Source organism: Amycolatopsis sp. NPDC051061 (assembly GCF_040682935.1).
Classification (GTDB): Bacteria; Actinomycetota; Actinomycetes; order Mycobacteriales; family Pseudonocardiaceae; genus Amycolatopsis.
The window spans coordinates 1-12191 of sequence record NZ_JBFBBZ010000024.1 but is presented as its reverse complement, the minus strand read 5'-3'; the positions used below and the strand labels follow the sequence as shown (position 1 = coordinate 12191).

Below are 12191 nucleotides of genomic sequence, written 5' to 3'. Positions count from 1 at the left end.
GCGGGAGGTGATCCGCCGTGTGGCGCAATCCGTCGGTTTCTGCCCGGTGCGGGGTGGGACGGTGTTAACTTCCGTCCGTCAGCCGCTTCCCGAGCGAGGTGTTCCAGTCACCGTGACACTGCACATGGATAAGTTCGCCGCCTACCTGCGCATGTTGAAGGACCGCAGCGGGCAGGGCTACGAACGTCTTGGCAGGCAGGCCGGGGCCAGCGGCTCCAGCCTGCACAGGTACTGCTCCGGCAAGAGCGTGCCCGCCGACTACCGCGTGGTCCACTCGTTCGCCAAGGTCTGCGGCGCGTCCGCGGAGGAACTGCGCGAAGTGCACCAGCTGTGGGCGCTGGCCGACGCCGACCGGGTCGACGAGGTGCCGCCGGAGCACGGCGAGCCCTCGCCGCCGGTCGTCCCGGCGACCGCGACCGGCGCGGACGTCTCGCGATCGCCACGCGGACGCTGGTACGCGGCGGTGGCCATCGCGATCGTGGTCCTGCTGGCGGGCGGCCTGGTCTGGGCCACCGCCGACGGGTCCCCGCCGGCCGCCGGCCGGTACGCCGACCGCGTGCTGTTCTCCCAGGCCTGCCAGCCGCCGGTGAGCATGGGACAGCACGACGAGTGCGTCACCGAGGTGCAGAACCTGCTCGTCGCGGCCCAGGGGCGGCTCTCGGTCGACGGCTCGTTCGGGCCGGAGACGCTGCGCCGGGTCACGGCGTTCCAGATCCTGGCCGGCCTGCCCGCGCGCGGCGTGGTCGACGAGGCCACCAAGAACGCGCTGTACGACCACCGGACCAGCCTGGCGGGCTGGTCGGCGGCCATGGTGGAGCAGCGGATCCGGGCCGTGTTCACCGAGGCGCCGGACACCGCGGTCGCGATCGCCCGCTGCGCCTCGTTCCTCGACCCGCTGTGGGTGCTGCCGAACACGAACGGCAGCCGCAACTGGGGGATCTTCCAGATCTCCGACGCCCGCCTGCTGGACCTGGGCGGCACGCCACGGCAGGCGTTCGACCCGGCCTGGAACATCGACGCCGCACACCGCCTGTGGAGCGCGCACCACGACTTCCACGACTGGCCGTCCTGCTCGGCGGCGCTGGAGAACCCGCAGTCGCACTGAGCGCGAAGCCCGCGCCCCCCGCGAGGGGCGGCCCCGGGGAGGGGCCCGGAGGACGCGGGCTTCGCGGCACGCCGACGCCGGAAACCCCCGAGGGCGGGTTTCCGGCGCCAGACCCCCGGTCGCCGGTCAGACCGTGCCGTTCTCCCACCACCACGCGCGGCCGAGGTCGGCCCGGCTGTCCACGTGCTGGTGATCGGTGTTGTAGGTCTCCAGGCCGGAGAACCCGCTGGTCTCGGCCTTCTGGTAGACGGTCTTGTTGGCCACGCCCGGCACGTCCAGGTCGGCCGCGGTGCCGTACATGTGCATGCTGTCGCTGGCCCCGCCGATCTCCGCGTTGTGCGCGATGCTGCGGAACCCGGAGTTCACCGTGATCGCCTTGTTCCCGAGCTTCTTGCGCACCGCTTCCAGCTTGTACATGCAGCGACGGGCGTTCTCCTTGGCGGTGGCCGCGCTGACCTTGCCGCCGTTGAAGGTGCCGCTCACCCGGTCGGTGAACTCGCTGAAGTCGAAGTGCGCGGTGGACCCGTCGCTCTGCTCCAGCGCGTTGAGCGCGGCCTGGGTGGCCGGGCCGGCCTCGCCGTCCGCGCCCAGGCCGTAGGCGGCCTGGAACCTGCGGACCGCGGCCGCCGTGCCGGGGCCGAACTCGCCGTCGATCGAGACCCGGCTGTGGCTCGCCGAGTCGGCCGCCCAGCCCGCGACCCGGATCTGGAGTTCGGTGACGTCGGCGCCCGTGGCGCCCTGCGCGAGGGTGCGGGACCACGGGTACGCCTGGGCGGTGCCCGACAGCAGCAGCGGGCTGATCACCGCGGCTGTGCCGATGACCGCCGCGCCGCGCAGCGCCGTGCGGCGGCTCATGGGGAGACTCATTCTCGTCCTTTCCTAGCGGGGATTCAGCGATTGGCGAGCTGGTCGAGCGCGGCCTGGGTGCCGTTGAAGACGTCGCCGGTCGCCGGCGCGGGGATGCCGTCGGCGATGGCCGCGTCGGTGTACTGCCACATCAGCCAGGTCGACGACCCGGCGGGCAACGCCGGCTGCGTGACGGACTGCCGGTAGTCCGCGAGCTGCATCGGGTACGCGGAGAGCGCCGTGGTGCCGCCCAGGCACGCGTCCAGGAACGACTTCTGGGTGTAGATGATCGGGGTCCGGCCGAACGCCGCCTGCACCTTGTCCAGCCAGGCCTTGGCGTCGGCGACGGTGACGTACGGCGGGCAGCCGCCGGAGCCGTCGTCCTTCCACTCCAGGTCGAACACGGGCGGCAGGTCCCCGGCGCGTTTGCCGGTGTACCCCGTGGCCTTCACCGCGGCGATGAACCGGTCGGCCTGCGCACCGCCGGTGCCGGCCGCCGTGCCCGTGTAGAAGTGGTACGGCCCCACGGCCAGGCCGGCGTTGCGGGCGGCGGGCAGGTCCGTGGCCAGGTAGTCGTCGGTGGTGTTCAGGCCGCGGGTCGCCTTGACGGTCGCGAACTCGACCCCGGACGCTTTCACCGCGCCCCAGTTGATCGGCGCGCCCCCGGGGTGCTGGTACTTCGCCGTGTCCACGCCGTCGATCGGGTGGCCGGCGGGCTTCGGCGGCACGCAGTAAGCGTTGCGGCTGGACCAGTCGGCGACCTTCGCCCAGGTGGTGGGCCCGGCGACCCCGTCGGCGCCGGCGTTGACGCAGTGCTGGAACTGGATCACCCGGTTGCGGGTGCCGTCGCCGAAGTTGCCGTCGATCGTCAGCGGCGGGTAGTGGCCGGGTTCCATGGCGAGGTTCAGCCGGCACTGGAGTTCCTTGACCTCCGTGCCGGTGGACCCGCTCTGCAGGGTCGGGCGGGCGGTGGAAAGGCCGCAGACCACGCTCTGCGCGGCGTCCGAAGTGCCCTGGGTGGCGCACTTCCTGGGGTGCGCGGACCACGTGTTCAGTGCGGCCCAGGTGTTCGGCCCGATCTGGCCGTCCACGCTCAGCGCGGCGCACCGCTGGAACACGCGGACCCGGGCGTCGGTCGCCGCGCCGAAGGAACCGTCCGCGCCGACCGGCGTGTACCGGCTCGCCTTGGTCGCCAGGTTCAGTTCGCACTGGGCCTCGGCGACCTCGGTGCCGGTCGCCCCTTGCTTCAGGGTGGGCTGGGCACTGGTGTGCCCGCACACCGCGACGGGTGCGGCCGCGGCGGTGGTGGCGGCCGCGGCGGGGACCACCAGCAGCACCGCGACGGCCAGAGCGAGTCTTTGCATGGCGAGGAGGCTGGCAGTGGCCGGCCCGCCGATCACCGGTCAGCGGCCGATTCGGGACGCCGGGACAGTCCCACCCCGCTGGACCAGCGAGAACACCACGCCCGTGGGACAACGCTGGGACGCCGGTAGCGCGCTGCTGTCCGCCTGGGCCCTCGGTCTCCCGATCCGGGGACGAGGGTCAGAGCCGCACGCCGGGGTCTTCGGTCACCGACCACACCGCCGTCATCGTGGCGTGGCCACGCGGCGAGCCGGTCGAACAGCGTCGCCGCGTTTTGCCGGATCCGGAGCCGGGCGGTGGGGGTTATCGTGGTGGGCACGGACTGGCTCTGCGGTCGCGCCGCAGGGCTCCCTGACTCCCCCTCCGCTCATCGACGGTGTTGCGCGTCTTGGTGCGCGCCCATCGGTGATCCCCACGTCAGGAGACGCCCATGACCAGCTACAGCCTCATGTCCTCCGGCCCTCGCTCCACCGTGCTCGCCACCTGGCCGGGCGCGGACGGCGACCAGACGGTGAAGATCACCACCCTCGACGACGGCGAACTGGCCCGTGATCTCGCCGTCTACCTCACGCACGTGTCCGAAGGCACGTGGGACGCCGCCCCGTGGCTCGACACTTACCCGGTCATCGAGGCCGGTGTTTCCACGCTCGTCGATCACTTGCGGGGCACTGGCTCCATCCCGCGGATCGACCTTTCCGGAGCCGGCCACCGCCACGGTGAGCAGTGGAGCTTCTTCGACGTCGCCGAGGTTCTGCTCGACCTGCCGGAGGTGCTGAACCGCCTGACCCGAGCGCAGCGGCTGACCGTCGCCGACGAACTGACCACCGACGCCGCCGGCCGGGCCGAGGCCCTCCGGACGCTGCCCGTCCGGCAGGACCCGGCCGACGGCACTTCCCGCGCGTGGCAGGCCCTCGAGGTCACGCGCGCCCTGGGCAACGGCCGGCTCGGGCCGCTGCCGGAAGGTGGCGCCGGCTGGCTGGTGCGCGCGTGGGGCGGCGAACTGTCGCTGGTCGACCGGTGGGCCGCGCGCGACCGGCTGGCCCGGATCGAGCAGCTGGTGGCCGCGTGCCGGCAGTCCGGCGGCCGCGCCGAGCCCCGGCTCGACTCCGACCTGCACGCGCACCTCGTCGTGCCCGGGGGCGGATCGGGGGCCGGCGAAGTCTTCTACGTGTCGGTGCCGTCGGGGCACCACGGCTCCCCCGACGAGCGCCCCACGGCACCGATGACGATCAAGCACCTGCACCTCGCCGACGGCACCGTCGACGAGGTGCACGTTCTCGATCCCGCGGACGACGCCGGCTTCGCCGAGACCCTCGGCGAGTGGACCCGGCTGGTGCCCTGGCCCGATCCGCGCGCTGACGGCTGACCCCGGCGGTCCGGCACCGGCCGGCCGGTGCCGGAAAGGGCTCGCGGCAAGGCGCTTCCTGGAGACGGCTACGCCGGCCGGCCCACGCTCCACGTCGCCACCGGCTCGGGCGCACCGAGCTTGTCGCCCTTGCGGTAGCCGCCGAAGATCAGTCCGAGCACCAGGATGGCGAGGACGACCAGCAGGACCCACAACCAGACGGACTTGCGCACGGCGCTTCCCCTCTTCGGAGATCGGAGACGTAAGCGGGGACACCGTACAGCCGGGGCGGGTTGGCCGGGCCCCGGCGTGGGTAACCTCCGCGGCATGGGCGCATGGGGCAAGCGGCTCGTCGCGATCGCGGCGGCGGTGGTACTTCTGGCCGTTGCGGCACTCGTCGCATCGGCGCTGCATCTGTTGCCCCAGTTGCGCAACCCCTTCGCCGAACAGACCGAGGAGCGCTCCGGACCGGTGCTGCTGCAGTCGATCGTCGAGCTGTCCCGGTACGAGGCGGCCAGCGGGTCGTTCCAGGTCATCGTCGACATCAAGACGAGTTCGATCCTGCCCAGCTTCCTGGCCGGCAGCGACACGCTGTTCGTCGGGGTCGGCCAGGACAACGCTTTCGTCGAGTTCTCGCGGCTGAAGGGCAACGCGGTCCAGGTCTCCGACGACCGCCTGTCCGCCACGATCACCCTGGCGCACGCCCAGCTGGAGCCGGCGACGCTGGACGTGCACGAGTCCTATGTGTACGCACAGCAGCAGGGCCTGTTCACCCGGATCAACGATTTCCTCAGCGGCAACCCGAATTCGCAGCAGGCGCTGTACGAGCTCGCCCAGAAGAAGATCCAGGAGGCGGCCGCGAAGAGCCCGTTGGTCGCCGACGCGGAGCGGAACACGCGGACGATGCTGGTCGGCCTGCTGCAGTCGCTCGGCTTCAAGAACGTCACCGTGAACTACGCCGACAACACGGCCGGCTGATCCTCGCCGTGCTCGGAATCAGCACGGCCGGTCCGTCGCCCCCACGCCACGACCACGCGGACCCAGCTCTTCGATCCGCCGCGTGAGGAACCGGCGTTCCGCCTCGGTCGGCGCCAGCTCCAGCGCCTCCCGGTACGCCCCCACCGCCTCCTCGACGCGACCGAGGCGGCGCAGGAAGTCCGCACGTGTCGCCGGGAGCAGGTGGTAACCCGCCAACCCGCCGCCCTCCGCCAGGTCGTCGGCCAAAGCCAGGCCCGCCGCCGGGCCGTCGGCCATGGCCACCGCCACCGCCCGGTTCAGCTCGACCACCGGGGACGGGGTCAGCCGCGCGACCAGCTCGTACAGCCGGGCGATCCGGGCCCACTCCGTGTCCTCGGCCCGGGACGCCGTCGCGTGGCACGCCGCGATCGCCGCCTGGAGCTGGTACGGGCCCGGCCGGCCGAGGGCCAGCGCCTCGTCCAGGACCCGGGCGCCCTCGTCGATCGCCGGGCGGTCCCAGCGGGTGCGGTCCTGGTCGGCGAGGGTGATCAGGTCGCCGTCGTCGTCGGTGCGGGTCGCGCGGCGGGCGTCGTGGAACAGCATCAGGGCCAGCAGCCCGCTCGCCTCCGGCGCGTCCGGCAGCAACCGGACGACGACGCGCGCGAGCCGGATCGCCTCCGCCGTCAGGGCCCGGCGGACCAGGTCGGCGCCGGCGCTGGCCGAATAGCCTTCGTTGAACAGCAGGTAGAGCACGCCGAGCACGCCCTCCGTCCGCTCGGGCAGCAGCTCGGCGGGCGGGACGCGGTACGGGATGCGCGCGCCCGTGATCTTCCGCTTGGCGCGCACGATCCGCTGCGCCATCGTCGGTTCGGGCACCAGGAACGCGCGGGCGATCTCCGGCGTGGTCAGGCCGGCGAGCGTCCGCAGCGTCAGCGCCACCTGCGCCTCCAGCGGCAGGGCCGGGTGGCAGCAGGTGAACATCAGCCGCAGCCGGTCGTCCGGGACGTCGTCCGGCTCCGGCGCCTCGTCGTCCCCGGACGCCGTGACGGCCAGGTCGCGCAGCCGGTTCGCCTCGGCCGCGCCGCGGCGCAGCTTGTCCAGGGCCCGGTGGCGGGCGGTGGTCGTGAGCCACGCCCCGGGACGGCGCGGCACGCCGTCCCGGGGCCAGGTGTCCAGGGCCTTGGCGAACGCTTCCTGCGCGCACTCCTTGGCCAGGTCCCAGTCGTCGGTGACCCGGATCAGGGTGGCGACGACGCGGCCCCACTCGCCGCGGAAGGCCTCGTCGACCGCCGCGCGGACGGTGTCCGTCACCCCCACACCGGGCGCAGCTCGATGGCGCCGAACTTCGCGACGGGGTGCGCCGCCGCGACGTCGATCGCTTCGGCCAGGTCGGCGCACTCGAGGATGTCGTACCCGGCGATCTGCTCCTTCGTCTCGGCGAACGGGCCGTCGGAGACGAAGGTGCCGCCGTCACGCGGCCACAGCGTCGTCGCGTCGGCGACCGGCCGCAGCTGACTCCCTTCGAGACGGCGGTCCCCGGCTTCGGCGACCCAGTCGTCCGGGTGGTCTTCGGCGGTGCCGACGAGTTCGGGGTCGACGCACACCCACATCAGGAACTTCATCGCTCAGTCCTCCCCGAACGGCCGGATCTCGATGGGAAAGCGCCCGGCCGCGGGGTGCGCGGACGCGATCGCGATGGCCTCGTCGAGGTCGTCGCACTCGACGACCTCGCAGCCGGCGATCCACTCCTTCGTCTCGGCGAACGGGCCGTCCGACGTCAGCCGCCGCCCGCCCCGCACCCGCACGGTGACCGCTTCGGCGGGCGGGCGCAGCAGCGTCCCGGCCCGGCGGGCGCCGCGCGCTTCGACGTCGCGCAGCCAGGCGACGAACTCGGGCTTGGCGTCGATCTCGGGCGGGCCGGCCAGCTCCGCGCCGTCGTCGCAGATCATCAGCATGTACCGCAAGGTTCCTCCTGATCGTCCGGGGCAGCTTCTCACCCACCCGACGCCGCGGTGGCCCGGAATCGACAGGTCCCCGGAAAGTTTTTCCCGGCGATGTGTCGATTCGGGGCGACGCTCGGCGTCGTCAGGGCGGAAGCACCCCACGACCGGAGGAGCCGTCATGATCCCGATCAGCCAGACCGGACAGCTGTGGACCGCCACCCACCAGGGCGAACGCGACCGCCGGCGGGCCGAGCAACGCCTCGGCGAGCTGGTCGCCCGCTGGACGCGCCGGAAGCGGCCGTCCACCCGGGAGCCGCGCGCTCCCGGGTGGACGGGGACTCACCCCACCTGCAGGTCGATGCAGGAGTAGAACGCGTTCGTCGTGTCGGCGATGTTCCAGACCGCCAGGACCGTCTGACGTCCGGTGTGGCCGCTCAGGTTCACCTGGTGTGAAACGGTTTCCGGCGGCTGCTCGTTGTTGCCGCTGATGTCCGCGACCTTCTCGTTGCCGATGTAGTATTCGTAGTTCGTCGTGCGGTGGCGGGCCGTGAAGGTCCACGTGAACGTCGCTGTGGTGCCGACCGGCGAGGCGTGCCAGCCCTTGCCGTTGTCGTTCAGCTCGGCGAACTGCTCGTTGCCGCCGTTGCACGACTTCAGGCCCTTCGGACCCTCGACGCTCTGCGGTTCGTACGTGATGTCGCCGCACGACACCGTGCCCTGCGCGCACTGCGCCTGGCGGCTCGCCGGGGAGTTGACGTAACCGTGTGCGCTCGCGATGCCGGCGGGGCTCACCACCACCAGGACCGGGGCCAGGAGGGCACCCGCCGCGGCCGCGACCAGTTTGCGGTTCATATCCGCTCCTTCGGGGACAGGCTCGGTTCCCGTCGCCGGGTACGACGAAGTCGCGGCGGGATACCCACCGCGCCGGGAAGTGTTTCGAGCGAAGGAAATTGTGGTCTAGACCATAAGACGAACCGGACAGTGAGTCAATAGATCGCGAAGTCCGGACTCATGTTGGTCAGTCGCCAACTGTCACCTGATGTTCCGGCCAGCGGGACTCGCCGGAGCGACCAGGGCGCACCGCGCGTCGCCCCTGCCTCTAGGATTCCGCCGGTGACCACCTACGACGACACGTTCGAGCACCTCGACGCCGCGGCCCTGCCGGAGCGGCAGCAGAAGATCCTGGTGGCCATCCGGGACTGGGTGGTCAGCCACGGCTACTCCCCCAGCACCCGCGAGATCGGCGAGGCCGTCGGCTTGCAGTCGACGTCGTCGGTGTCGAAGCACCTGGCGAGCCTGGAGGACAAGGGCTTCCTGCGCCGCGGCGCCGGCGTGTCCCGCCCGATGGACGTGCGTGCGTTCCTGCACGGCGGCGAGGCGCGGGAAGACGGCGACTCGGTCCCGGTGCCGGTCGTCGGCGACATCGCCGCCGGCACGCCGATCTCGGCCGTGGAGCACGTCGACGACGTCCTCAAGCTGCCGCGCGACCTCACCGGCCGGGGCACGGTCTTCGGCCTGCGCGTGCGCGGCGACTCGATGATCGACGCCGCGATCTGCGACGGCGACATCGTCGTGGTCAAGCAGCAGAGCGAGGCCCACTCGGGCCAGATCGTCGCGGCGATGATCGACGAGGAGGCGACGGTCAAGGTCTACCGCCGCCGCAACGGCCACGTGTACCTCGAGCCTCGCAACCCCGCCTACGACGTCATCGACGGCGACCGGGCGGCGATCCTGGGCGTGGTCGTCTCGGTGCTGCGGAGCGTCTGACGCGGTTCACCAGGTGACCGGCAGCTCGTAGACGCCGTACACGGACCCGTCGTGCTTGAACGGGATCCGGTCGAGGCCGGTCGCGAGCGCCAGCGTCGGGATCCGCCGGTACAGCGTGCTGTAGACGACCTGCAGCTCCAGCCGGGCCAGCGGCTGCCCGAGGCACTGGTGGACGCCGAACCCGAAGGCGACGTGGCGGTGCGCGTCGCGGGTGAGGTCGAGCCGGTCGCCGTCCGGGAAGACCGCCGGGTCGCGGTTGGCGACGTCGTTGGCCATGATCATGCCCTCGCCGGCGCGGATGGTCTCGCCGGCGATCTCGATGTCCTCCAGCGCGAGGCGGCGACGGCCGTTGTGCGTGATGTTGAGGTAGCGCAACAGTTCCTCGACCGCCGACGCCACGAGGGCCGGGTCGCCGCCCTCCCGCAGCAGTGCCAGCTGGTCCGGGTGCTCCAGCAGCGCCAGGGTGCCGAGCGCGATCATGTTCGCCGTCGTCTCGTGCCCGGCGATGAGCAGCAGCACGCCCATCTGCGCCGCCTCCGTGCGCGACAGCTCCCCCGCGTTCACCCGGCCGGCGAGCCCGGAGAGCAGGTCGTCCGCGGGCGCCTCGAGCTTCTCCCCCATCAGCCGGTCGAGGTAGCCGACGAGCGCCTGGTGCCCGGCCGCCCGTTCCTCGGGCTTCGCGTCCCGCCGGATGATGAGCTTGCTGTTCTCCTGGAAGAAGTCGTGGTCGGCGTACGGGACGCCGAGCAGCTCGCAGATCACCAGTGACGGCACCGGCAGCGCGAACGCCTCGACGAGGTCGACCGGCTTCGGGCCGGCCAGCACCCGGTCGAGCTGCTCGTCGACGATCTTCTGCACCGCCGGGCGCATCGCCGCCGTGCGCCGGATCGTGAACGGCGCGGTCACCATCTTCCGCAGCCGCGCGTGCTCCGGGTTGTCCATCAGGATGAAGCTGATCCCGGTGCCGCCCTTCGGCAGCGGCGCCGGGCTCGGGTAGCCGGGGCGGGTGATGTCGGCGCTGACGCGGGGATCGGCCAGCAGCGCCCGCTGCTCGGCGTAGCGGGTGACCAGCCACGGCGTGCTGCCGTCCCACAGGCGCACGCGCGCGAGCGGCGCCTCCCCCTGCAGCGCACGGGCCGCGGGCGGCGGGTCGAAGGGACAGCCCGCGGCGCGCGTCATCGGGAACTCGGGGATCTCGGCGGTGCTCGTCATCGTTCCTCCGTGGTGGCCGTCAGTTCGTGATCAGTCAACCGAAGACTGCTAAGCTAAGTCAAGCGACTGATTTAATTCGGACATCCGGAGGACCGCCCCGTGCTCGACCCAGCCACGCCCGCGAGAGAGGCGTCGCCCCGCGCGAACCTCGTCGTCGCGGTCCTCGCCCTCGCGGGCATCACCGTCTCGCTGATGCAGACGCTGGTCATCCCGCTGATCCCGGCCCTGCCCGGGTTGCTGCACGCCTCCGCGGCCGACGCCACGTGGGCCATCACGGCCACCCTGCTCGCGGGGGCGGTGGCGACGCCGACCATGGGCCGGCTCGGCGACATGTACGGCAAGCGGCGGATGCTGCTCATCAGCCTCGGCGCGCTCGTCGTGGGCTCGGCGATCGGCGCGCTCTCCGACACCCTCGTGCCGATGGTCGCCGGCCGGACGCTGCAGGGCCTGGCCGCCGGCGTCATCCCGCTCGGGATCAGCATCATGCGTGACGAGCTGCCCGCCGAACGGCTCGGCTCGGCCACGGCGCTGATGAGCGCGTCCCTCGGCGTCGGTGGCGCGCTGGGCCTCCCCGCGGCGGCGCTGCTGGCCGAGAACGCCGACTGGCACGTGCTCTTCTGGACCGCGGCCGGCCTCGGCCTGGTCGTCACCGCGCTGGTCGTCGCGCTCGTGCCGGAGTCGCCGGTGCGCACCGGCGGCCGGTTCGACGTCCTCGGCGCGGCCGGGCTCTCGATCGCCCTGGTGTGCCTGCTGCTGGCGATCTCCAAGGGCGCCGACTGGGGCTGGGGCAGCGCGGCCACGCTCGGCCTGATCGCCGCGGCCGTGCTGGTGCTGGCGCTGTGGGGCCGGTGGGAGCTGCGCACCCCGCGCCCCCTGGTGGACTTGAGGACGAGTGCGCGGCGCCAGGTCCTGCTGACGAACATCGCGTCGGCGGTCTTCGGCTTCGCGATGTTCGCGATGTCGCTGGTGCTCCCCCAGTTGCTGCAGCTGCCGGCCGCCACCGGGTACGGCCTCGGCCGCTCGATGCTGGTCGTCGGCCTGGTGATGGCGCCGTCGGGGCTGGTCATGATGGCGCTGGCGCCGGTGTCCGCGCGCATCACGGCGACGCGCGGCCCGAAGACGACACTGATGCTCGGCGCGGTCGTCGTCGCGGCCGGGTACGCCCTCGGCATCTTCCTGATGAGCGCGACCTGGCACCTCGTGCTGGTTTCGAGCGTCATCGGCGCCGGCATCGGGCTCGCCTACGGCGCGATGCCGTCGCTCGTGATGGGCGCCGTGCCGGTGTCGGAGACGGCCGCCGCGAACAGTCTCAACACGCTGATGCGCTCGATCGGGACGTCGGTCTCGAGCGCCACCGCCGGGCTCGTGCTCGCGCGGCTGACCGTCCGGTTCGGACCGGTGGAACTGCCTTCGCAGAACGGTTTCCGGCTCGTGCTGGGAATGGGCTCGGCCGCGGCGCTCATCGCGCTGGCCGTCGCCGCCTTCCTGCCTCGCCACTCGCCGGCGGCGTCGGCGCCCGCGAGCCCGGAGCCGGCTGCCGCGGTGGGTCGCTGACCGGCGTGGGGGGCCCGGGAGGGCGCGGCGGGGGCCGCCAGGGCCGAGTTGGGAGTCGCCGGCGGGGGGTGCGGGGGGCGCCAGGGCTGGCCGGTGGTCG

Annotated in this window: 14 protein-coding genes; 6 read left to right on the top strand and 8 right to left on the bottom strand. The window is 72.5% G+C overall.

Features of this window, described 5'->3' with window-relative positions; translation table 11 throughout:
- Positions 1 to 124 precede the first annotated feature (124 nt).
- On the top strand, positions 125 to 1105 hold the full coding sequence (locus AB0N03_RS29220) for a helix-turn-helix domain-containing protein (protein ID WP_364378015.1): 981 nt from the start codon (positions 125 to 127) through the stop codon (positions 1103 to 1105).
- Positions 1106 to 1231: 126 nt separating this feature from the next.
- On the opposite strand, the gene AB0N03_RS29215 is transcribed toward AB0N03_RS29220, so the two are convergent.
- Together AB0N03_RS29215 and AB0N03_RS29210 are read right to left on the bottom strand one after the other, a co-directional pair.
- Entirely contained in the window at positions 1232 to 1960 is a 729-nt protein-coding gene (locus tag AB0N03_RS29215) for a D-Ala-D-Ala carboxypeptidase family metallohydrolase (RefSeq protein ID WP_364378014.1), read from the bottom strand.
- A gap of 35 nt (positions 1961 to 1995) precedes the next feature.
- The gene (locus AB0N03_RS29210; protein WP_364378012.1) at positions 1996 to 3315 is read right to left on the bottom strand and encodes a GH25 family lysozyme; all 1320 of its coding nucleotides are present in this window, start codon (positions 3313 to 3315) and stop codon (positions 1996 to 1998) included.
- Positions 3316 to 3743: 428 nt separating this feature from the next.
- Here AB0N03_RS29210 and AB0N03_RS29205 point away from each other — a divergent pair, with 428 nt between their 5' ends.
- Positions 3744 to 4679: a hypothetical protein gene (locus tag AB0N03_RS29205; protein WP_364378010.1), complete on the top strand. Its 936-nt coding sequence runs from the start codon at positions 3744 to 3746 to the stop codon at positions 4677 to 4679.
- Between the two features lie 68 nt (positions 4680 to 4747).
- Here the strand turns inward: AB0N03_RS29205 and AB0N03_RS29200 are convergent, their stop codons facing one another.
- Positions 4748 to 4891, bottom strand: a complete 144-nt coding sequence (locus AB0N03_RS29200; RefSeq protein WP_364378008.1) for a hypothetical protein — start codon at positions 4889 to 4891, stop codon at positions 4748 to 4750.
- Positions 4892 to 4985: 94 nt separating this feature from the next.
- On the opposite strand from AB0N03_RS29200, the gene AB0N03_RS29195 reads away from it, so the two are divergent.
- Complete coding sequence (locus AB0N03_RS29195) at positions 4986 to 5636, top strand: DUF4230 domain-containing protein (RefSeq protein WP_364378007.1); 651 nt, start codon at positions 4986 to 4988, stop codon at positions 5634 to 5636.
- Between the two features lie 18 nt (positions 5637 to 5654).
- On the opposite strand, the gene AB0N03_RS29190 is transcribed toward AB0N03_RS29195, so the two are convergent.
- The 3 genes from AB0N03_RS29190 to AB0N03_RS29180 are packed head-to-tail and all read right to left on the bottom strand — an operon-like array spanning position 5655 to position 7579.
- Positions 5655 to 6926, bottom strand: a complete 1272-nt coding sequence (locus tag AB0N03_RS29190) for an RNA polymerase sigma factor (RefSeq protein ID WP_364378005.1) — start codon at positions 6924 to 6926, stop codon at positions 5655 to 5657.
- On the bottom strand, positions 6923 to 7237 hold the full coding sequence (locus AB0N03_RS29185; RefSeq protein ID WP_364378003.1) for a YciI family protein: 315 nt from the start codon (positions 7235 to 7237) through the stop codon (positions 6923 to 6925). The genes AB0N03_RS29190 and AB0N03_RS29185 overlap by 4 nt, the downstream gene beginning before the upstream one ends.
- Positions 7238 to 7240: 3 nt before the next feature.
- Positions 7241 to 7579, bottom strand: coding sequence for a YciI family protein (locus AB0N03_RS29180; RefSeq protein ID WP_364378001.1), 339 nt, complete (start codon positions 7577 to 7579; stop codon positions 7241 to 7243).
- A 157-nt stretch (positions 7580 to 7736) separates the two neighbouring features.
- Here AB0N03_RS29180 and AB0N03_RS29175 point away from each other — a divergent pair, with 157 nt between their 5' ends.
- Positions 7737 to 7928, top strand: a complete 192-nt coding sequence (locus AB0N03_RS29175) for a hypothetical protein (protein ID WP_364377999.1) — start codon at positions 7737 to 7739, stop codon at positions 7926 to 7928.
- On the opposite strand, the gene AB0N03_RS29170 is transcribed toward AB0N03_RS29175, so the two are convergent.
- Positions 7898 to 8410, bottom strand: coding sequence for a lytic polysaccharide monooxygenase auxiliary activity family 9 protein (locus tag AB0N03_RS29170; RefSeq protein WP_364377997.1), 513 nt, complete (start codon positions 8408 to 8410; stop codon positions 7898 to 7900). The two genes, AB0N03_RS29175 and AB0N03_RS29170, sit on opposite strands and share 31 nt — an antisense overlap.
- A 261-nt stretch (positions 8411 to 8671) precedes the next feature.
- Between AB0N03_RS29170 and lexA the strand changes: the two genes are divergently transcribed.
- Positions 8672 to 9325 (top strand): transcriptional repressor LexA, encoded by a 654-nt coding sequence (gene lexA, locus AB0N03_RS29165; RefSeq protein ID WP_364377995.1) that lies wholly within the window; start codon positions 8672 to 8674, stop codon positions 9323 to 9325.
- Positions 9326 to 9331: 6 nt separating this feature from the next.
- On the opposite strand, the gene AB0N03_RS29160 is transcribed toward lexA, so the two are convergent.
- On the bottom strand, positions 9332 to 10537 hold the full coding sequence (locus tag AB0N03_RS29160; protein WP_364377993.1) for a cytochrome P450: 1206 nt from the start codon (positions 10535 to 10537) through the stop codon (positions 9332 to 9334).
- A 99-nt stretch (positions 10538 to 10636) separates the two neighbouring features.
- Between AB0N03_RS29160 and AB0N03_RS29155 the strand changes: the two genes are divergently transcribed.
- Complete coding sequence (locus AB0N03_RS29155) at positions 10637 to 12091, top strand: MFS transporter (RefSeq protein WP_364377991.1); 1455 nt, start codon at positions 10637 to 10639, stop codon at positions 12089 to 12091.
- Positions 12092 to 12191: the final 100 nt, after the last annotated feature.